The organism is Pseudomonas sp. DF5 (assembly GCF_058148225.1).
On record NZ_JBYVYM010000008.1, the window covers coordinates 47521 to 68059 of the forward strand.

The 20539-nt window shown below is 58.6% G+C and carries 23 protein-coding genes; 10 read left to right on the forward strand and 13 right to left on the reverse strand.

The annotated features are described in order from the left end of the window. Nucleotides 1–40: 40 nt before the first annotated feature. A complete protein-coding gene (locus AC30D7_RS09610; protein WP_490133878.1) occupies nt 41–379 on the reverse strand; it encodes a DUF3565 domain-containing protein in 339 nt (112 codons plus the stop codon). Here AC30D7_RS09610 and AC30D7_RS09615 point away from each other — a divergent pair. The 3 genes from AC30D7_RS09615 (at nt 348) to AC30D7_RS09625 (ending at nt 2767) form a co-directional block, all read left to right on the forward strand. Continuing rightward, the gene (locus AC30D7_RS09615; RefSeq protein ID WP_007942189.1) at nt 348–833 is read left to right on the forward strand and encodes an FKBP-type peptidyl-prolyl cis-trans isomerase; all 486 of its coding nucleotides are present in this window, start codon (nt 348–350) and stop codon (nt 831–833) included. The two genes, AC30D7_RS09610 and AC30D7_RS09615, sit on opposite strands and share 32 nt — an antisense overlap. Nucleotides 834–957: 124 nt before the next feature. After that, complete coding sequence (locus AC30D7_RS09620; RefSeq protein ID WP_490133879.1) at nt 958–1440, forward strand: glutathione peroxidase; 483 nt, start codon at nt 958–960, stop codon at nt 1438–1440. A 223-nt stretch (nt 1441–1663) separates the two neighbouring features. Continuing rightward, on the forward strand, nt 1664–2767 hold the full coding sequence (locus AC30D7_RS09625; RefSeq protein WP_490133880.1) for an NADH:flavin oxidoreductase: 1104 nt from the start codon (nt 1664–1666) through the stop codon (nt 2765–2767). Between the two features lie 70 nt (nt 2768–2837). Here AC30D7_RS09625 and AC30D7_RS09630 read toward each other — a convergent pair whose 3' ends face one another. The 3 genes from AC30D7_RS09630 to cysZ all read right to left on the reverse strand — a co-directional run bounded on the left by AC30D7_RS09630 (nt 2838) and on the right by cysZ (nt 6616). After that, complete coding sequence (locus tag AC30D7_RS09630) at nt 2838–4037, reverse strand: glycosyltransferase family 4 protein (protein WP_490133881.1); 1200 nt, start codon at nt 4035–4037, stop codon at nt 2838–2840. A 72-nt stretch (nt 4038–4109) separates the two neighbouring features. Then, nucleotides 4110–5705 (reverse strand): beta-N-acetylhexosaminidase, encoded by a 1596-nt coding sequence (locus tag AC30D7_RS09635; RefSeq protein WP_490133882.1) that lies wholly within the window; start codon nt 5703–5705, stop codon nt 4110–4112. 155 nt (nt 5706–5860) lie between these two features. Next, nucleotides 5861–6616 carry a sulfate transporter CysZ gene (gene cysZ / locus AC30D7_RS09640; RefSeq protein WP_490133883.1) on the reverse strand — a complete coding sequence of 252 codons (756 nt, stop codon included), beginning with the start codon at nt 6614–6616 and terminating at the stop codon, nt 5861–5863. A gap of 314 nt (nt 6617–6930) precedes the next feature. On the opposite strand from cysZ, the gene trxB reads away from it, so the two are divergent. After that, on the forward strand, nt 6931–7893 hold the full coding sequence (trxB, locus tag AC30D7_RS09645; RefSeq protein WP_490133884.1) for a thioredoxin-disulfide reductase: 963 nt from the start codon (nt 6931–6933) through the stop codon (nt 7891–7893). A 60-nt stretch (nt 7894–7953) separates the two neighbouring features. On the opposite strand, the gene AC30D7_RS09650 is transcribed toward trxB, so the two are convergent. The 7 genes from AC30D7_RS09650 to AC30D7_RS09680 form a co-directional block, all read right to left on the reverse strand. Then, a complete protein-coding gene (locus tag AC30D7_RS09650; RefSeq protein WP_490133885.1) occupies nt 7954–9204 on the reverse strand; it encodes a 2-aminoadipate transaminase in 1251 nt (416 codons plus the stop codon). A 171-nt stretch (nt 9205–9375) separates the two neighbouring features. Next, nucleotides 9376–9714, reverse strand: coding sequence for a HopJ type III effector protein (locus AC30D7_RS09655; RefSeq protein ID WP_018927180.1), 339 nt, complete (start codon nt 9712–9714; stop codon nt 9376–9378). Further along, a complete protein-coding gene (locus AC30D7_RS09660) occupies nt 9707–10003 on the reverse strand; it encodes a DUF1244 domain-containing protein (protein WP_018927179.1) in 297 nt (98 codons plus the stop codon). The genes AC30D7_RS09655 and AC30D7_RS09660 overlap by 8 nt, the downstream gene beginning before the upstream one ends. 68 nt (nt 10004–10071) lie before the next feature. Next, on the reverse strand, nt 10072–10443 hold the full coding sequence (gene folX, locus AC30D7_RS09665; RefSeq protein ID WP_490133886.1) for a dihydroneopterin triphosphate 2'-epimerase: 372 nt from the start codon (nt 10441–10443) through the stop codon (nt 10072–10074). A gap of 2 nt (nt 10444–10445) precedes the next feature. Beyond that, entirely contained in the window at nt 10446–11021 is a 576-nt protein-coding gene (gene folE / locus AC30D7_RS09670; protein WP_019647673.1) for a GTP cyclohydrolase I FolE, read from the reverse strand. Nucleotides 11022–11044: 23 nt separating this feature from the next. Continuing rightward, on the reverse strand, nt 11045–11755 hold the full coding sequence (gene folM, locus AC30D7_RS09675) for a dihydromonapterin reductase (RefSeq protein WP_490133887.1): 711 nt from the start codon (nt 11753–11755) through the stop codon (nt 11045–11047). 77 nt (nt 11756–11832) lie between these two features. Then, on the reverse strand, nt 11833–12402 hold the full coding sequence (locus AC30D7_RS09680) for an antibiotic biosynthesis monooxygenase (RefSeq protein ID WP_490133888.1): 570 nt from the start codon (nt 12400–12402) through the stop codon (nt 11833–11835). A 209-nt stretch (nt 12403–12611) separates the two neighbouring features. On the opposite strand from AC30D7_RS09680, the gene AC30D7_RS09685 reads away from it, so the two are divergent. Further along, nucleotides 12612–13571, forward strand: coding sequence for a MerR family transcriptional regulator (locus tag AC30D7_RS09685; protein ID WP_490133889.1), 960 nt, complete (start codon nt 12612–12614; stop codon nt 13569–13571). A 3-nt stretch (nt 13572–13574) separates the two neighbouring features. Here AC30D7_RS09685 and AC30D7_RS09690 read toward each other — a convergent pair whose 3' ends face one another. Next, a complete protein-coding gene (locus AC30D7_RS09690) occupies nt 13575–14180 on the reverse strand; it encodes a hypothetical protein (protein ID WP_490133890.1) in 606 nt (201 codons plus the stop codon). 54 nt (nt 14181–14234) lie between these two features. Then, on the reverse strand, nt 14235–14711 hold the full coding sequence (locus AC30D7_RS09695; protein WP_490133968.1) for a PAS domain-containing protein: 477 nt from the start codon (nt 14709–14711) through the stop codon (nt 14235–14237). A 102-nt stretch (nt 14712–14813) separates the two neighbouring features. On the opposite strand from AC30D7_RS09695, the gene AC30D7_RS09700 reads away from it, so the two are divergent. The 5 genes from AC30D7_RS09700 (at nt 14814) to AC30D7_RS09720 (ending at nt 20522) form a co-directional block, all read left to right on the forward strand. Further along, the gene (locus AC30D7_RS09700) at nt 14814–15269 is read left to right on the forward strand and encodes a flavodoxin (protein WP_490133891.1); all 456 of its coding nucleotides are present in this window, start codon (nt 14814–14816) and stop codon (nt 15267–15269) included. 172 nt (nt 15270–15441) lie between these two features. Beyond that, on the forward strand, nt 15442–16224 hold the full coding sequence (locus AC30D7_RS09705; RefSeq protein WP_018927170.1) for a class II aldolase/adducin family protein: 783 nt from the start codon (nt 15442–15444) through the stop codon (nt 16222–16224). After that, nucleotides 16225–17127, forward strand: a complete 903-nt coding sequence (locus AC30D7_RS09710; protein ID WP_490133892.1) for an alpha/beta fold hydrolase — start codon at nt 16225–16227, stop codon at nt 17125–17127. A gap of 109 nt (nt 17128–17236) precedes the next feature. Continuing rightward, nucleotides 17237–18148, forward strand: coding sequence for an SDR family oxidoreductase (locus tag AC30D7_RS09715; RefSeq protein ID WP_490133893.1), 912 nt, complete (start codon nt 17237–17239; stop codon nt 18146–18148). A 580-nt stretch (nt 18149–18728) separates the two neighbouring features. Beyond that, complete coding sequence (locus AC30D7_RS09720) at nt 18729–20522, forward strand: DUF1302 domain-containing protein (RefSeq protein ID WP_490133894.1); 1794 nt, start codon at nt 18729–18731, stop codon at nt 20520–20522. The last annotated feature ends 17 nt before the right edge of the window (nt 20523–20539 follow it).

The following is a 20539-nucleotide window of genomic DNA, read 5'->3' on the forward strand; positions in this document are numbered from 1 at the left end:
TGGCAATGGTGAACGCCTATGGCTGGCGTTCTACCGATATTCAGTGGTCAAGGTTATCGCTAACCGAGCCTTGTGCGCACCAACCGCAATCAAAGGGTTGGCCTATTTTTTCATTGCGCAGCACAGGGTCCAGCACCCAGACCCGGGATTGCCACGGCGGCTGGTGCCGCAGGTGTTGGGTATGGCCGCATGACAGCTCGGCCACCCAGTGCCCGTCCTCGTCCTGATGGAAACCTGTAACGGTCGAGGTTTTCATCGCGCCCCGTTTGTCCGGGTTGTGTTCGCTTTCGGGCGATTGCTTCGCTAAACTTGGACATTCATCTTTCTTATGCAAAAGGTCTCGCCCCATGCTGATCGCCGCCAATAAGGCTGTCTCCATCGACTATACCCTGACCAACGACGCTGGTGAGGTCATCGACAGCTCCGCCGGCGGCGCGCCGCTGGTCTACCTGCAAGGCGCAGGTAACATCATTCCAGGCCTGGAAAAGGCTCTGGAAGGCAAAGCAGTCGGTGACGAACTGACTGTTGCCGTAGAACCTGAAGATGCCTATGGCGAATACGCTGCCGAACTGGTCAGCACCCTGAGCCGCAGCATGTTCGAAGGCGTCGACGAACTGGAAGTGGGCATGCAGTTCCACGCTTCCGCTCCGGACGGCCAGATGCAGATCGTCACCATTCGCGATCTGGACGGCGACGATGTCACCGTCGACGGCAACCACCCGTTGGCCGGTCAGCGCCTGAATTTCCAGGTCAAGATCGTTGCCATCCGTGATGCCAGCCAGGAAGAAATCGCTCATGGTCACGTCCATGGCGAAGGTGGCCATCATCACTGATTTTCTGCGCTAAGCTTTCGAGAACTGGAGAGGCGCCCTAGGGCGCCTTTTTAGTCCGCGGCTGTCCTCTGGTGGCACCGCCAAGTGGCTGTTTTGAGAAGAACACAGGAATTTGGAGTTCGTCATGAGTGCTTTTCACGACCTTAAACTGACAGCCCTGGATGGTCAGGAGCTACCTCTGGCGCCCTTCAAGGGGCGTGTCGTGCTGGTGGTCAACGTCGCCTCCAAATGTGGCTTGACCCCACAATACGCGGCGCTGGAAAACCTCTACCAGCAATACAAGGGCAAGGGTTTCAGCGTGCTGGGCTTGCCGTGCAACCAGTTTGCCGGGCAAGAACCGGGCACCGAGAAAGAGATCCAGGAGTTTTGCAGCCTCAACTATGGTGTGAGCTTTCCGTTGTCCAGCAAGCTGGAAGTCAACGGTCATGATCGTCATCAGCTGTATCGCCTTCTGGCGGGCGAGGGCGCGGAATTCCCGGGCGACATCACCTGGAACTTCGAAAAATTCCTGTTGGGCAAGGACGGTCGCGTATTGGCGCGGTTCTCGCCGCGTACGGCGCCGGATGATCCTTCTGTTATCCAGGCTATCGAAAAAGCGTTGAGCTGACATCCCCCTGTAGGAGCGAGTGGTGCGGCGATCCGACTTGCCCGCGAAGGCGTCATGTCAGTCAGCAATGATGTCGGCTGACCGACCGTCTTCGCGGGCAAGCCTCGCTCCTACAATTCGTTCTGTCTTTTGACTCTTAATCACCCAAATCAATAGTGCTGTTCAAGGCCGGGCGCTCTCCATATTATCGCCGTCATAAAGTCTATGTCCCGTGGAGCGTCCCATGCCTGTCAAAGCCCTGTTCAAGCCTTTTCACCTCGGCGCTCTCGAACTGCCGACCCGTGTCGTCATGGCGCCGATGACCCGCTCGTTTTCGCCGGGCGGCGTGCCCAATTCCAAAGTGATCGAGTACTACCGTCGCCGCGCCGCCGCCGGGGTTGGCCTGATCATCACCGAAGGCACCACCGTCGGTCACAAAGCCTCCAACGGCTACCCGAACGTGCCGCACTTCTACGGTGAAGCTGCACTGGCCGGCTGGAAGAAAGTCGTCGACGCGGTGCATGCCGAAGGCGGCAAGGTCGTTCCGCAGCTGTGGCATGTGGGCAACGTGCGTCGTATCGGCACCGAGCCGGATGCCAGCGTGCCGGGTTACGGTCCGTCGGAAAAACTGAAAGACGGGCAGGTCGTGGTTCATGGCATGACCCGACAGGATATCCAGGACGTGATCGCCGCGTTCGCCCAAGCCGCCAAAGACGCCCAGAGCATCGGTATGGATGGCGTGGAAATCCACGGTGCCCATGGTTATCTGGTGGACCAGTTCTTCTGGGAAGGCAGCAACCAGCGCGCTGACGAATACGGTGGCAGCCTGGCCAACCGTTCGCGCTTCGCCATCGAATTGATTCAGGCGGTGCGTGCAGCGGTCGGCGAGGGTTTCCCGATCATCTTCCGTTTCTCCCAGTGGAAGCAGCAGGACTACACCGCGCGTCTGGTGCAGACACCTGAGGCGTTGGGCGAATTCCTCAAGCCGCTGTCCGATGCCGGCGTGGACATTTTCCACTGCTCGACGCGGCGTTTCTGGGAGCCGGAGTTCGATGGTTCCGAACTGAACCTGGCCGGCTGGACCCGCAAGCTCACCGGCAAGCCGACCATCACCGTTGGCAGCGTCGGCCTGGATGGCGAGTTCCTGCAATTCATGGTCAACACCGACAAGATCGCACAGCCCGCCAGCCTGGAAAAACTGCTGGAGCGTTTGAACAACGACGAGTTTGACCTGGTGGCGGTAGGTCGTGCGTTGCTGGTGGACCCGGACTGGGCGCAGAAAGTGCGTGACGGTCGTGAGCAGGACATCCTGCCGTTCAGCCGTGATGCGTTGATGACGCTGGTGTAAACGGCGACTGAAAAGGCCTTTTCGCGGGCAAGCCTCGCTCCTACAGGGGCGAGGCTTGCCCGCGAAGCTTTTAAGGCAACAACGCTGCATCGGATAGAACTTGTTCCTGCGCACAAGCCCCCCGCAACTGCCCCTCGAACTGCTCGATAATCGCCGCCCAGCCCTGACGGCTTGCATGCTGGCGGGCATTGAGCCGCACGCAGCGCAAGGTTTCGCGCTCCTCCAGCAGCCAGCGTGCCGCATCGCAGAACGCCTCTTCATCCCCGGGCATGGCCAGTACGCCGTTGTAGCCATGGCGAATATGCTGAGCCGCTGCAGCCTGATCGTACGCCACCACCCCCAGCCCCGAGGCTAATGCCTCAAGCACCACATTGCCGAAGGTTTCGGTCAGGCTCGGAAACAGAAACACATCCCCCGATGCATAGTGACTGGCCAGGGCTTCGCCGCGCTGGGAACCGCAGAAAATCGCCTCGGGCAATTCCTTTTCCAGCGTCGCTCGTTGCGGACCGTCGCCGACCACAATCAATTTCATGTTTCGCTGTGGATAAGTGGCTTTCAGCGTGTCGAAACTGCGCTTGAGCAGGCCAAGATTCTTTTCCTGGGCCAGACGTCCTACGTGGATGAAGGCGATGTCATCCTCGGACAGTCCCCATTGCTCGCGCAGCGGTTTCAGTCGTTTGGCCGGATGAAACAACTGGCTGTCGACGCCCCGAGAGAGCAGCGCCAGGCGCTCGAAACTGCGCCGCTCCAGTTCCAGTCGCTGGCTGGCGCTGGGCACCAGGGTCAGGGTCGAGCGATTGTGAAACCAGCGCAGGTAGTGGGTCAGCAAACGCGTCAGCAACCCGAGCCCATACTGGCTGGAATACTGCTGAAAATTGGTATGAAAGCCGCTGACCACCGAAATCCCCAAACGCCGTGCCGCACGTAACGCCGACAACCCCAGCGGTCCTTCGGTGGCGATGTACAGCACGTCCGGGCGATGGCGCTTCCAGCGCCGCAGCAACTTGTGCATCGACGACTGACCCCATTGCAGGCCGGGATAACCCGGCAGCGGCCAGCCCCGACACAGCAGCAACTCATCATTGCTGCCCATCAGCGGGTCGCCGCCCTGACGTGGCCGCACCAACTCGACCTGATGCCCGCGCGCGCGCAAACCGTCGAACAAGCGGCCAAGGGTATTGGCCACGCCGTTGATTTCCGGGGGGAAGGTTTCGGTGATCAGAGTGATATGCAGAGCTGTCGTCATGACCTCAGTGTCGGCTGAGGCCATGTCGTCATTGTTGCGTTTCAATGATGGATTTATGACGCTGACGCCCTCATGGGCGCAAGGTATGGCCGATCATCAATGTTCTGGTGGGGCGAAGGCTACTGAGCGGCTAATCAGTTGTACCTCCTTCATGGTGCTGGCCGCGTGCGGCGACCCCCACGAACGCTGCCCTGTCGGTTGCATCCAGAGAATCAGATGCGACCAGACTTTCTCAGCTGACAGGTAATCGGGTTCATCGGCCCAAACTTGTATGCCTCCCCCCTTCATCGCAGGGTGGTCTGAATCGATGATCGTCACGCTTTGCCCGGCTTTGTCCATGAAATGGTTGGGGCGCCAGAAGTCGTAAAGTCCATAAGGCGAGTGCTTGCGATCCACCAGATTGCTCCAGTCGGGTCGGATGACAAAGTAGAAGTCGCCATGGGCATTGAGCACTGTGTATCCGGCGTTGATCAGCGCTTGCACGTTTTTCTCACTGCGAATACTGCCCCAGATACTCCAACACAGTATTTCAACGGCGGTATCGACCTGGATCACTTGATTGTCTTGAACGACGGCATCGTTCCACATGCGTGCAGTCTTGCCGTTCTCGCGTACGAAACTCGCTAGCTCATTGACGAAATGTCGGACGCCATCGCGCGAATTGGCGCCAGGTTTCCCCGATGCCTTCCGTGCGTATTGAGCCAGTTGTGGCGTGTTGTAGGGGGTAATCGGGGAGAGGAAATACTCGTCGGCCTCCAGATTGACATGGGTGCAGCCTGGAAACATGTTGAACAGATCTTTGAAGAGCTCTTTAATAAATCGGCGTGCGGCCGGAATGCTGAAGTCCAGCGCTTTCGGCACAACGGTGCCATTGCTGAGACGCAGTTGAAATTCGGGCTTGTTGCGCAGTATGAAACTCATATGCCCAGGCGATTCAATCCCGGGAATGACGTTGATGTAGTACGAGGCGGCGGTATCGAGTATCTCTTTGAGTTCCTCTGCGCTCCAGGCATCCGAGCTGGAAAGGTCTGGATGAGAAGGGAAGACGATCCGAACGCCCTCATTGTCGGTGAGGTGAAGATACAGCGTGTTGAGCTGGTTCCACGCCATCTCGCGCAGCAGGTTTTTGATCCATTCAGGGCTGTAATATTTGCGCCCGACATCAAGCAGCACTGAGCGCTCCGCAAAGGCAGGGGCGTCGATGACGATACCTGGATCAAGTGTGGCGCAAACCAGTACCGCTTTATGCAAGGTCGTCAACGCCCGTGCCATGGCTTCCAGGGTTTTTGCGGTGACGCAAACGGCATCGGTAATATCGATACGGTAAGCCTCGTTCAGACCTTTGGCGGGGATCGACACCTGTGCAGTATCTGGCGCAGACAGAGTCAACGCGACGTCACCCATACTCTTTCGGGGACTGTTGTCTGATACGAGCAATACGACGGGAGGTTTGCTGAGCTCGGCAGCAACGGCGAGCCCGAATGCCAACCGTGTCGCCAACGGGCGAATGCGCTCATCGTCGATGAGAATACGCGTGTTTTCGTTGAGGGTGCAGGCGGTCCCGGCAACGGGCTGGGCATAACGTACTGCCGGACTCAGGCCGGTCCAGGCAAAGCCTTCGCGGGGCGTGTTTGCGGTCGTGTGGATTGCCGTCGCGGCAGAAGCTACGGGCGGGTGGGTGGGTAATTGCATTGAACCAAATCTCCATGAATTGAGGTCACATCTCTTCCTTGAATGCATGAGAACTCTCAATGCAGATGGACCTCGTAATCCATTGGATACGTCATTCCTGATATTGGCTACTGTCAGAAATAGCCTGATATAAAACCCTCAAGAGAAACAGATGTTCAGGCGGCGCTTCTTTCCAGTGCGTCTGCTCCACGCTCCCTCACCCAAAACAACGTCGCACCCGCCACAGCGGCCGGCATCATCAAAATGTTCACCACCGGAATCAGCAGCACCAGATAAACGATCCCGCCAAAACTCATGCTCTGCCAGCGCTTCTTGCGCAGCCAGGCGAGCATCTCGTTCCAGCCCAGCTTGTGGTTGTCCGCTGGGTAGTCGATGTACTGGATCGCCATCATCCACACCCCGAACAGCAGCCACAGCGGTGCGGCAATGATGTTGACCACCGGGATGAACGACAGGATGAACAGCCCGATGGCCCTTGGCAGGAAATAGCCTAGCTTGCGCATTTCCCGGGACAGGGTGCGGGGGATCATGGCAATCAGTTCACTCCAGCTGAAGGTCGGGAAATCGTCGGTGCCGCGCACCACCACTTCGACTTTCTCCGCGAGGAAGCCGTTGAATGGTGCGGCGATAACGTTGGCGAGCATCGTGAAGGTGAAGAACACCATCAACACCACCAACACCACGAATATCGGCCAGAGGATATAGCTGAGGAAGCTCAGCCAATCGGGCAGGGACGGCATCAGCGTATCGACCCATAGGCTGAACTGATGACCGGCCAGATAGATCAATCCGACGAACAGCACCAGGTTGATCGCCAGCGGCAATAACACGAACAGACGCAGACTTGGGCTCAGGACCAACTTGAGGCCCTCGCGCAAATATTGTGGGCCGGACAGAACAGGGGCGGGCATAACGTGCTCCGAGCAAGGGGTAAACGCGCCGACCTTACCGACTTTGCCTGACGGGTGAAAGCGCGGTAGATGCATCGACATTAACTGTAACAAAGGCGTCTATACATTCACTGCAACGGAATAGAGACCGCCTATGAGCTGGATTGTTAAACCGTATTTCCTTAATCTTCGCCCCCTCGATACGCTGCACCCATTCTTTTACAGGACTGTCGAGCCCAAGCCTTCCCCAAGTGCTTTCTACGGTCCTTTTTTATTCCCGCCGGCAATCCGGCGTTCCGCGCTCAGTGTTTCGGGCCGGTCAACAGGAGCAGGTCATGTCTGAAGTTCGTCATTCGCGAGTGATTATTCTCGGTTCCGGCCCTGCCGGTTACAGCGCCGCGGTCTATGCCGCCCGTGCCAACCTCAAGCCGCTGCTGATCACTGGCATGCAGGCCGGCGGTCAATTGACCACCACCACCGAAGTCGACAACTGGCCAGGCGATGTCCACGGCCTGACCGGCCCGGCGCTGATGGAGCGGATGAAAGAGCACGCCGAGCGCTTTGAAACCGAGATCGTGTTTGATCACATCAATGCCGTGGACTTCGCTGCCAAGCCGTACACCCTGATTGGCGACAGCGCGACTTACACCTGCGACGCCCTGATCATCGCTACCGGTGCCAGCGCTCGTTACCTGGGCCTGCCGTCGGAAGAAACGTTCATGGGCAAAGGCGTTTCGGCTTGCGCGACCTGTGATGGTTTCTTCTATCGCAACAAGCCAGTGGCTGTGGTCGGTGGCGGTAACACCGCAGTCGAAGAAGCGCTGTACCTGGCCAACATCGCCAGCACTGTGACCCTGATTCACCGTCGCGAAACGTTCCGCGCCGAGAAGATCCTGATCGACAAGCTCAATGCCCGGGTTGCCGAAGGCAAGATCATCCTGAAGCTGAACTCGACCCTGGACGAAGTGCTGGGCGACAACATGGGCGTGACCGGTGCTCGCCTGAAGAACAACGATGGCAGCTTCGACGAAATCAAAGTCGACGGCGTATTCATCGCCATCGGCCACACCCCGAACACGTCGCTGTTCGAAGGTCAGCTGACGTTGAAAGACGGCTACCTGGTTGTACAGGGCGGCCGTGATGGCAACGCCACTGCCACCAGCGTCGAAGGTATCTTTGCTGCCGGTGACGTGGCCGACCACGTTTACCGTCAAGCCATCACCTCGGCCGGCGCCGGCTGCATGGCGGCACTGGACACTGAGCGTTACCTAGACGGCCTGCAGAACGCTTCGTTCTGATTCCGTAGAAAACAAAAAAACCGGCCTTGGCCGGTTTTTTTGTGGGCAGACGATTCTGCCTCAGGACAATTTCGCAAGGCACGCCTCAAGAATATCCAGCCCTTCCTCCAGCACTGCCGCCTCTGTCGTCAAAGGCGCCAGCAGCCGAATAATGTGGCGCGACTTGCCGCTGGGCATCAGCAGCAAGCCCGCGTCGCGCGCCAGAGCCAGCAACTGAGTCAGTTGCGCCGAAGCCGGTGTGCCGTCGGCGTTGATCAGCTCGATGCCGCGCATCGCACCCACGCCGGTCAAGCGGCCCAGATACGGTGACAGTCCGCGTGCTCGCCAGGATTCGTAGCGGCTGACAATCGCTTCTTCCTGTTGCGTGCCCCAGGCGTGCAGATGTGCATCACTCATTTCGTCCAGGGTCGCCAACGCGGCGGCGCAGGCGATGGGATTGCCTGAGTAGGTGCCGCCCAATCCGCCCTTGGGCAAGTTGTCGATTAGCGATTTTCGTCCGACAACCGCACCCAGCGGCACACCACCGGCAATGCTTTTGCCCAGCAGGATCAGGTCCGGCTCAATGCCCAGTCGCGAGAACGCAAACCGCTGGCCGGTGCGGCCGAAACCGGACTGGATTTCATCGGCGATCAGCAAAATGCCTTTGTCATTACAGAATCGCCGTAGTGCCTGGGCGAATTCCACATCCATCGCCAGAAACCCGCCTTCGCCTTGCACCGGTTCGACGATAAAACAGGCCACGTCATTCACGTCGATCTCGACGCTGAACAGCCGATCCATCGCCTTCAGTGCCTCGGCGCAGGTCACGTCATTGTCTTTGCTAGGGAAGGGCAGGTGATACACCGGCCCCGGCAGCACGCCGACTTTCTGTTTGTAAGGGGCGACCTTGCCGTTGAGGTTGAGGGTGGCAAGCGTGCGGCCATGGAACGCGCCATCAAAGGCAATGATCGCGGTGCGGCCGGTGGCGCCACGGACGATCTTCAGGGCGTTTTCCGCCGCTTCCGCGCCGCTGTTGGTGAGCATGCCACTGACCGGGTAATCCACCGGAATAAACGCAGCCAGGCGATCCATCAGGTCGATGTAAGGCATATGGGGCGCTGCGTTGAACGCGTAGTGAGTCAGGCGGGTGGCTTGTTCACGAATGGCCTCGACGATGCGCGGATGGCAATGGCCGAGGTTCAGTACGCCTATTCCCCCGACAAAGTCGATGTAGCGCTTGCCATCGGTGTCCCAGACTTCGGCATTTTTGCCGTGGCTGAGGCTGATGGGGTGAACAATGGAGATCGACTGACTGATGGTTTCGCTGCGCATGGATGGCTGACTCTGAAGAAGGGATGCTTCTTTTTATCTAAGCCGCGAGCAGAGGTGTCCGGCAAACGAAATAAAGTTGCCGGGTCAATCTTAAAAGTCGGGATGTGCCCTGATACCGATCGATGGCGACGCATAATTCGTGGCGAGGGAGCAAGCTCCCTCGCCACAGGTTTAGCGACGAGTCAGTGGCTGCTGAGCGAACTTCACACCCGCCAAGCCATGGGCAATCAACGCCCGGATATTGCCGTGGTCGCTGCCTTCGGGCGTGGCTACCACCGAACGATAATGCTCGCCAAACGCCAACAGCGCTTCTTCATCGCTCAGACCTTCCAGCAGCGCCAGGCCCAGGGTCTTGCACGAGCCTTCGTTCTGCCCGGCTGCGTTTTCCACGCCACCGTTGTTGAAAGCCTGGGGCTGGTAGTCATAACCGGCGGCAATGAACGCCAGGGTGTCGGCGAAAACGTGTTCGCCACTCTTGAGGCTGGCGCGTAGGGTGTTCAAATCACTCATTGGGTTTTCCTTTGGCGAACGCCGCTTGTTGGTCGGCGCTGGCTTCTTTCTGGTATTGGGCTTTCCACTCGGCGTACGGCATGCCGTAAACCACTTCGCGGGCTTCGTCGAGACTGACGTCGATCTGGCGTTCGTCAGCGGCGGCCTTGTACCACTTGGACAGGCAGTTGCGGCAGAAACCCGAGAGGTTCATCAGGTCGATGTTCTGCACGTCCTTGCGGCTGTCCAGGTGGGCAACCAGCCGGCGAAAGGCGGCGGCTTCAAGTTCCAGGCGTTGTTGATCGTTCATGATGGGCTCTGTGCAATCAAATCGTGGCGCGGATGATAAAAGCCTGGCGACCGATGCGCCAGACACGGTCAGCGGCTTGCGGCCAGGGTAATCGACACCGACTCGGCGAAGCGCAGGGCGTGGGGCTTGTCGACTTCGACTTCGGCATACAGCACCGACTCGTTGGCCATGACTAGGTCCAGCAGCTCCTGGGTCAGGCGCTCGAGCAGGGCAAAGCGATTACCTTCCACGTGGGCAATGATCGCCTTGGTGATGGTGCGGTAGTTCAGCGCGTGATCGATGTCGTTGTCACGCACGGCCTCCTGGGCGGCATACAGGATGGTCAGGTTGATCAGCACATCCTGTTTGTTGAGGATTTCGTCCTCGTTGATCCCGATGAAAGTTCGCAAACACAGGTTCTTGACCCGGATGCGTGCCATTCCTGGTTGAAGTTGTGGCATTGCTACTTGCTCCGTCCAATCAATTGCAGGAACTCCTGGCGAGTGTTGCTCGACTCGCGGAAGGCGCCGAGCATCACCGAGGTGTTCATGGTCGAATTCTGTTTCTCGACGCCGCGCATCATCATGCACATGTGCTGGGCTTCGATGACCACCGCGACACCGGCGGCATCGGTCACTTGCTGCACGGCTTCGGCGATTTGCCGGGTGAGGTTCTCCTGGATTTGCAGGCGGCGGGCGAACATATCCACAAGCCGCGCAATCTTCGACAGGCCGAGCACCTTGCCCGTTGGAATATAAGCCACATGTGCCTTGCCGATGAAGGGCAGCATGTGATGTTCACACAGCGAGTACAACTCGATGTTGTCGACAATGATCATTTCATCGTTGTCGGAGGCGAACAGTGCGCCGTTGACGATCTCTTCGACGCTCTGTTCGTAACCGTGACACAGGTATTGCATCGCCTTGGCGGCGCGCAACGGGGTGTCTTGCAGCCCTTCGCGGTCGGGATTTTCACCGAGGCCGATGAGGATCTCGCGATAGCTCTGGGACAGGGCGTTGTGGGGCAGGGATAACGTCATGGGGACATCCTCGCGGCGGCGGCTTATTTGACGTGCCGTCCGCCGTTGACGGTCAGGGTCGTGCCGGTGACATAAGGGTTGTCGAGCAAATAGCGCAGGCTCTGGTAGATCACTTCGCTGCCGGGCTCAATGCCCAGTGCGGATTTGGCCAGGACCCTGGCGCGGTATGCTGCGTCGTCGTCGGGATTGAACAGTAGCAGGGCTGGCGCGATACCGTTGACCTTGATGTCTGGCGCGTACTTGGCGGCAAAGGACAGGGTCAGGCTGTCGAGCCCGGCTTTGCTGGCGCAGTAGCCGATGTGCTTGCTGCTGCCCTTGCGGGTCACGTCATCGCTGATATGCACGATGTCGGCGGGGCTTGAGCGTCTGAGCAAATCGGCACAATGCAGGTTGATCAGGTAGGGCGCGAGCATGTGCACGCTGAACATGCGGGTGAAGGCCGTGGCTTCTGCGCCCGGGGTTTCGGCCAGCCATTCGGAGGCGTTGTGGACAATCGCCCGCAGGCTGTCGGTGTGGTTCTTCAGTTCACCGATGAACGCGAGAATTCCGGCCTCGCTGGAAAAGTCCGCGAACACCGCTGTCGCTCCCAGATCGCGCAGGGTCTTTACGCCGGGGCGTTCGCTGCGGTAACTGAAAATGACCGGATGGCCGTCTTCGAGCAAACGCTGTGCACAGTGCAGGCCGACACGCTGGCCGGCACCGGTGATGAGGATGGGGGCTGCGGAAGAAGTCATGAACGGCTCGCGTCGCGGTTAGAGCAAAACTATACCAGCGACGGGAGTCGTGCACCTATGTCCCGTAGGGGCGAGGGTCATTGATTTTGGGTGGCAGGCTCCGCTGGCAACGGTTGTCGCTTTGCGGGGTGCAGCCAGCCGGCCAGCAGGTGGGTCGACAGTGGAATGAAGAAATAGACCATTAACGGCGTCAGGCACAGGGTGCTGACGAACACGCGGGTCAGCAATGCTGTTTCGGCCAAAAACGGCCCCAGTACAAAGTTGAACAGCAGGGACACCGGAAAGAACGCCAGCCAGATCGCCACGGCCTGCTTCCAGCGTGGTGGGCGTTGCCCGAGCGCACCGAACCAGCCATCGATGCCACTGACCCGATGCTCCGAAGGATGGGCAAACAGATTGCTGCCGCGTCCCAGCCAGGCAGTTCGCGAGGCGGAATGCTCCCAGGCATGCAGCGTCTGGTCGTCGGCGAAACGGAAAATAATCTGGAATTCGTCATCGTCGGGGGGCGGCGCGAGTACGCCAGAGCCGAGGTAACCGGGGAAGTCGGTGGCCAATTGTTCGCCTTCGCGCAACCAGGCCATCAGGTCCTGATAACGCCCATCGGCGACGCGACGCGCAACCATCAGCGTGACGGGTGAAGTAGACATTGTGTATCTCCGTATGACAAATGCGTCACTCCGGATAGGAGTTCCGCCAGGCGCAGCGCCGGGGTAGTGGGCTGCGTCTTGGGACAAGCAAGAATTATTCCTGATTGCATTGTGGACGTCAGTACCAATTTCTTTAGGCTTGGTGTTGAATGCTACCGGGGTAAGAGAGTTAGAATGTGTCCAAATATGTACATGGACGTAGACTGAAGATGCCTGTGCTAACCGACCTTGCGCCCGGCTTGTCTACGGGGCGCTCCCTGACTCGAGAAGAGCTGTTCCCCATTCGTGAGGTCGCGCGCATGACAGGGGTCAACCCGGTCACGCTACGAGCCTGGGAGCGACGCTACGGGCTGATACAGCCCACCCGCACCGAAAGCGGGCATCGATTGTATTCGATGATCGATATCGAGCGCGTTCGCAGCATTCTTGGCTGGATCGAGCGTGGTGTGGCGGTCAGCAAGGTTGGCAAGATACTGGCCAAGACCGAACCGCTCCAGGCGCTGGAGCGGATCATTCCCGACGAGCTCGTTCAAGCCGACTACGACCAATGGCAGCAGCAGGTCGAGGCGGCGGTGAGTGTTTTTGACGAAGTTCAACTGGAACACGTCTACGGTCAGATTTTTTCCAGTTATCCGCTGACAGTTGTGTTTCAGGACATTCTGATTCCGATCTGGAAGCTATTGCTACAACGCCATGATGCGTTCGGTCAGACCAGCGAGTGGCTTTTTCTGGATGGCTTTCTGCGTTCTCGAGTATTGCAACGCCTGCTGCTGGTGCGTGTCATGCAGCCGCGACGAGTGATTGTCTGCGCCTTGGCCGGCCAATGTCGTGAACTCGAAGTGTTGGTCACGGCGCTGTATCTGAGCAGCATCGATTCGGCTATTCAGTTGTTGGCGATCGGGCAGCCCTTCGACGAGTTGATCCTGGTCTGTGAGAAGATCAAGCCCAGGGCGCTGGTGTTGATTTCCAATCACGCGCCGACTGCCGAACTGCCTCGACGTTTGAACCGTCTGGCCTTGGGGCTGGAATGTCAGCTGTTTCTGGCCGGGGATGCGTCCGACCTGGCGCAAGAAAGTCTGGCCGGGTCGTCGGTCGGTTGCCTTGGAAGCGAGGGATTGTTTATGCGCCAGCGTCTGAAACAGTTCCTGGCGGGAAACCTGGATACCTGAGATTCAAATATGCAAAGCAGGATGAGTCAGGCGATGTTGCTGAAGGATGTACTGACGCAGACGCTCGGTTTCGTCCTTGTCACTCTGGCTCAACTCGTAGGCGTAGAAACCTTGCTCGGTCTCACGCTCGAAGGTGCCGCGCAACGCAATTCGCTCATAGCCTGACGGGCTGAACCACAACGCGAAGTGCTTTGGCGCTTTGGTCTTGTTGCGAACTTCCAGTAAAACCCCTTTGAAGGATATTTCGTGCACCCACATCGTGCCGGGTTGCCCCTTCGCATTTTCCAGCGCAACGGGTTCTTCGAGCGCCAAGCGCCATGGCCGGATCATTGGCCCGTCTTCATAAATGCTTGGGACGCCGAGGCGTAGATGCATGGCGTGAAATTCATCTTCAACCAGGTGCAGCGGGAAGGTCATTTGCTGATTTTCGAAAGTGGCCTGGATGGTGACCTGCTCATGAGCAGCCAGACGCGTGAGCAAATCACGAATCTGCGAGCCGCCGTTGACCAATAGACTGGACGTCGCATCCCGCACATTGAGCTGCGGGTTGTGTTGCATGTTCTGGATAAAATCCAGCTCATCCTGGGTCAGGAGTGCGTCGCGCTGCATGATTTGCTCGAAAGAAATAATTACAAAGTCATCGGTGATTGTAGTAAATGACCACTAATTCGCGGATTGGTTTGAGCCGTTCGTCGATTTGAGGGCGGCAAGTTCTGCCTTTGCCTCGGCCAATTGCGCTTCCAGCTGCGCGACTCGCTGTTGCGTCTTGACCTGAACCGTGACGTCTTTCTGCACTCCGACGAAATAGGTCTGCCCGTCGTGCGGGTTTTTTACCGTGGACAATGACAGTTCATTCCAGAACGGGGTGCCGTCCTTGCGGTAATTCCTGAGTATTTCCCGGCAGGTACCACCACTGTCCAACGCGTGGCGAATCAATGCGAGGGCCGATTGATCCCGGTCTCCGGCCTGTAAAAAACGGCAATCCTGATAGAGAATTTCTTCGCTGGTGTAACCCGTCAGACGTTCAAACGCCGGGTTAACGTAAATCAGGATGTTGTCCAGTTCGCCTTCCTTTTCGGCAATCACGATGCCGTCGTTGGAGGCGTTTATTACCATTTGCAGCAGTGAGGCATTGATCATCGCAGAGTCCTTTGCGCATTGATTGATACGTTGCATTCTAAAAGATCAATGAAGGCTGTGCTGTTAATATCTCGGCCTTTTCTCAGCATCAGGATCAGATTGATGAAAGTCGCCATCCTTTCCGGCTCGGTGTACGGCACGGCTGAAGAAGTCGCCCGCCACGTTGCAAAAATTTTAAACACCGCCGGTTTTGAAACCTGGCACAACCCGCGCGCGACCCTCGCCGATGTTCAGGCATTTGGCCCGGAAGCATTTCTGGCGGTGACCTCGACCACCGGCATGGGTGAGTTGCCGGACAACCTGCAACCATTGTATTCGATGATCCGCGATCAATTGCCCGCCGCCTGGCGTGGCTTGCCGGGTGCCGTTATCGGGTTGGGCGACTCGAGTTACGGCGATACGTTCTGCGGTGGCGGTGAGCAAATGCGTGAGTTGTTCGGCGAACTGGGCGTGCATGAAGTGCTGCCGATGTTGCGTCTGGACGCCAGTGAAACGGTAACGCCGGAAACCGACGCCGAGCCTTGGCTGGCGGACCTGGTCAGCGCTCTGCGGGGCTGACCGGCTTTTATTGGCGGCAGTGTTCTGACATGGATCCAGGCTCCCCCGCGCACTGACTCGCTCGGCCACCAAGCTGGCTGCCAATGCAACTAGCCGATCTCCGGGGGCTGACTAGACTGCTGTAACGTCAGTGAACATTAAGAACCCAGAACAATAAAAAGAGATCCTTGCCGTGAGCGTAACCCCCATCCAGTCGCCACACAGTCTCCAGGATAAAGTCAGTGCCGCCGAGTGGCAGACCCGCGTCGACCTGGCGGCCTGTTATCGTCTGGTCGCCCTCCACGGCTGGGACGATCTGATCTTCACGCACATTTCAGCTAAGGTGCCAGGCACTGAAGACTTCCTGATCAACCCGTTCGGGATGATGTTCCATGAAATCACCGCGTCGAGCCTGGTCAAGGTCGATCAGGCCGGCAACAAATTGATGGACAGCCCCTACGAAATCAACCCGGCGGGTTACACCATCCACAGCGCCGTGCATGAAGTTCGTCATGACGTTGTGTGTGTACTGCACACCCACACGGCGGCAGGGGTTGCGGTATCGGCGCAGAAACAGGGCATTTTGCCGATCAGCCAGCAGTCCTTGTTCGTCTTGTCCAGCCTGGCTTATCACGCCTACGAAGGGGTGGCGCTGAACCATGAAGAGAAGGCGCGGCTGCAAGCTGACTTGGGTGAAAACAATTTCCTGATGTTGCACAACCACGGGCTGCTGACCTGTGGCGGCACTATCGCTGACACATTCCTGATGATGTTTACCTTTCAGCGCGCCTGCGAGATTCAGGTGCTGGCGCAGAACGGTGGCGCAGAACTGATCGCCATCGAACCGCAGATTCTGGCGGGCGCCAAGGCGATGATCGCCGGCGTTACCAAAAGTGCTCAAGGGATGGGTGGCGCGCTGGCCTGGCCGGCGCTGCTGCGCAAACTCGATAAACAAGACCCGGGTTATAAACTCTAAATGCCACTCGCCGAAATTCCTCTGTGTGTCTGGCGTAAACGCGGCCAGACGTTCGTCTTCCGCGGTCAGACCATCCGCTATTGGGCAGCGGGGCAGGGCGAGCCGTTGTTGTTGATCCATGGCTTCCCGACCGCCAGTTGGGACTGGCATTACCTGTGGCAGCCGCTGGCGCAGCGTTATCGGGTGATTGCCTGCGACATGCTTGGCTTCGGCGATTCGGCCAAACCGATGAGTCACGACTACAGCCTGCTGGAACAGGCCGATCTGCAACAAGCGTTACTGGCGCACTTGAATGTCGAGCAACCGGTTCACGTGTTGGCACACGATTATGGCGACAGCGTGGCCCAGGAGCTCTTGGCGCGGCACTACGAAGCACGAATCCATATCGCCAGTTGCGTATTTCTCAATGGTGGGCTGTTTCCCGAAACCCATCGCCCGGTGTTGATGCAAAAACTCCTGCTCAGCCCCTTGGGCTGGATGATCGGGCTAGCCTTTACCCGGGACGCGTTGGTGAAGAGTTTCAAGCAGATATTCGGGCCGCAGACTCGACCCACCGAAAGTGAACTGGATGATTTCTGGAGTCTGGTCGACAGCCATCACGGGCAACGGATCATGCATAAATTGATCTGTTATATCCCGCAGCGGCGAGTCCAGCGTGAGCGTTGGGTCGGCGCCATGCAGCGCGGCGAGATACCGCTGCGACTCATCAATGGCGAGGTCGATCCGGTTTCCGGCGCGCACATGGTGGCGCGCTACCGGCAACTGATTCCCGCCCCGGATACCGTCCTGCTGCCCGAGATCGGCCATTACCCACAGATCGAAGCGCCGGCGCAGGTGCTCAAGCACTATCTGGAATTTCGCGATCAGTTGATGTCACCGCCGCTCAAGTTGGCGTGTTCCTGACTATCCCGCTGCCTTATCGCGCACCATTCAGCCGCCCCCGTGTTCATTGTGACCGGCAGCCCCGTGCCTGACACTCGCACTAATAGTCCCTGGCCTGCTGGAGTTCCCCATGAATGAGTCTGTGCGCTTCGAAGATAAAGTCGTGATTGTCACCGGTGCGGGCGGCGGCTTGGGGCGAGCGCATGCTTTGCTGTTCGCCCAACAGGGCGCCAAGGTGCTGGTCAACGATCTCGGCGGCTCGGCTCAAGGAGAAGGCGCCAATGCGTCGGCAGCCGACCGAGTGGTGGCGGAAATTCGCGAAGCGGGCGGAACCGCCGAGGCCAACCATGACTCCGTCACCGACGGTGACAAAATCGTCCAGCACGCCCTCGATACGTTCGGTCGTATCGATGTGGTGGTGAACAACGCCGGCATCCTGCGGGACAAGACCTTTCACAAAATGGACGACAGCGATTGGGACCTGGTTTACCGCGTTCACGTCGAAGGCGCCTACAAGGTCACTCGCGCCGCCTGGCCACACATGCGTGAGCAAAACTATGGCCGCGTGATCTTCACCGCGTCGACCTCGGGCATCTATGGCAACTTCGGCCAGTCCAACTACGGCATGGCCAAGCTCGGCCTATACGGCCTGACCCGCACACTGGCTATCGAGGGCCGCAAGAACAACATCCTGGTCAATGCCATCGCCCCTACGGGAGGCACGCGTATGACTGAAGGCCTGATCCCGCCGCAAGTATTCGAGCAACTCAAACCGGAACTGGTCAGCCCATTGGTGGTGTACCTGGCCAGCGAGCATTGCCAGGAAACATCTGGTCTGTTCGAGGTCGGTGGTGGCTGGATGGGCAAGGTGCGCTGGGAGCGCAGCCTGGGTGCCGGGTTCGATCCGCGGGTCGGCTTCTCGCCGGAGGATGTGGCGGCGCATTGGCAGCAGATCTGCGATTTCGAAGGCGCGGCGCATCCGAAGGACAACATTGAGGCGCTGAAGGAAATGATGGAGAACTTGCAGAAGCATTCCCTCTGATTGCGCGACATCTGACGAGGCTTGCCTGAGTCCCGTCATCTCCCCCTGATTGCTTCCTGCCTGAAAACCTTTCGCCCATAAAAAAGGCCGCTGCAAACGCAGCGGCCAAAGTAAGACGTGGATCCAGGAGCTACAAATCAACGTCAGTGAACACAGGGCGATGAGTCGAAAAAATACGCTTCAAATCATCTGGATTCTGTCGCCAACGGGGTGGTCTATCATCCCCGTTCTTTGTGCTTTCGGGCCGTTTTCCGTGAAAGCCAGGCAAGAATAAGGTATTGATCGCAAAGGAAAAATAGCGATTTCAGACATGCACTGTTACAGTCTTGGCAACAGTCTTCGGCTGACCTTTTGTAACAGCTGCCGCAGCCTGCGCCAGCTGTTACACATCCAACTTCAATCATGTCCCATGCACTGCACTGATAACCCTCCATCCAGCCCATCCATACCCCGCGCAAAACCCCGCCCCATGCGGGCCTTCATCCTTTGGAGGTACATCGCGAATACCTCCTTGGTGCGCTTATCGCTCCCGGCGAGCGGCAGTAGGGTGGGGTCTTCTGTCACTCACCGGGGAAGACGCATGACAAAAACAACAATGCGCGCCATCTTCAAGCCGCAAGCGCTGGCCGCTGCGGTGGCCTTGGGCTGCTGTGCCCAGGCGCAGGCCGTTTCATTCAACATCGGCGAAATCGAGGGGCAGTTCGATTCCTCGTTGTCCGTCGGCGCGAGCTGGGGCATGCGCGATGCCGACAAGTCGCTGGTGGGCACCGTCAATGGCGGGACCGGCCAATCCTCGACCGGTGATGACGGACGTCTGAACTTCAAGAAAGGCGAAACCTTCTCCAAGATCTTCAAGGGCATCCACGACCTCGAATTGAAGTACGGCGACACCGGCGTGTTCGTCCGTGGCAAGTACTGGTACGACTTCGAGCTGAAGGATGAAGACCGCGAGTTCAAGCAGATCAGTGACAGTGGCCGCAAGGAAGGCGCCAAGTCTTCCGGGGCGGAGCTTCTCGATGCCTTCGTTTATCACAACTATTCCATCGCCGACTTGCCGGGCACCGTGCGCGCTGGCAAGCAAGTAGTCAGTTGGGGTGAAAGTACCTTCATCGGCAACTCGATCAACAGCATCAACCCGGTCGACGTTTCCGCGTTCCGGCGTCCCGGCGCGGAGATCAAGGAAGGCCTGATTCCGGTCAACATGCTGTTCGCTTCCCAGGGCTTGACCGATCAACTCACGGTGGAAGGTTTCTACCAACTGGAGTGGGACCAGACCGTCGTAGACAACTGCGGCACCTTCTTCGGTAACGATGTGGTGGCGGACGGTTGCAACAACAACTACACCGTCGGCAGCCCGGCGATTGCACCGCTTGCACCACTGGCGGCAGCCTTTGGCCAACCTATCCAGGTCACCCGTGAGGGCGTGATCGTGCCCCGTGGCGGTGACCGCGATGCACGGGATTCGGGGCAGTGGGGCGCGGCTTTGCGCTGGCTCGGTGACGACACCGAATACGGCCTCTACTTCATGAACTACCACAGTCGCACACCGACCGTCGGCACCACCACCGCCGGGCTGTCCACATTGGCCAGACTGCCGGGCATGGTCAGCGCTGCCAACCGTCTGGCCCCGGGCAGCGGTTCGGGCCTGGCGCAAAGCGTGATGCTCGGGCGCGGCCAGTACTACCTCGAATACCCGGAGGACATTCGCCTGTACGGTGCGAGTTTCTCCACCACGTTGCCCACCGGCACTGCCTGGACCGGCGAAATCAGCTATCGGCCTAACGCTCCGGTGCAGGTCAACACCAACGACCTGACCCTGGCGTTGCTCAACCCGATCGCCGGCGGCGCGGCATCGCCTGTAGCGACCCGGCCTGGCGCCGACAATACCGGTTACCGCCGCAAGGAAGTGACCCAGGTGCAAAGCACCCTGACGCATTTCTTCGATCAAGTGCTGGGCGCCCAACGGCTGACCCTGGTCGGTGAAGCGGCGATGGTCCATGTCGGTGGTCTGGAGCCGCGGAGCAAGCTGCGTTACGGCCGTGATTCGGTCTACGGCCAGTACGGTTTCGGTGGCGATACCGACGGCTTCGTCACCTCGACCTCCTGGGGCTACCGTGCCCGGGCGATCCTCGATTACGCCAACGTGATCGGCGGGATCAACCTCAAGCCCAACCTGTCCTGGTCCCATGACGTCGCCGGCTACGGCCCCAACGGGCTGTTCAACGAAGGCGCCAAGGCGATTAGCGTCGGTGTCGATGCCGACTACCGCAACACCTATACCGCAAGCTTGAGTTACACCGACTTTTTCGGCGGGAATTACAACACCCTGACCGACCGCGACTTCCTGGCGCTGAGCTTCGGCGTGAACTTCTGATCTGGCTGAGAAGGATG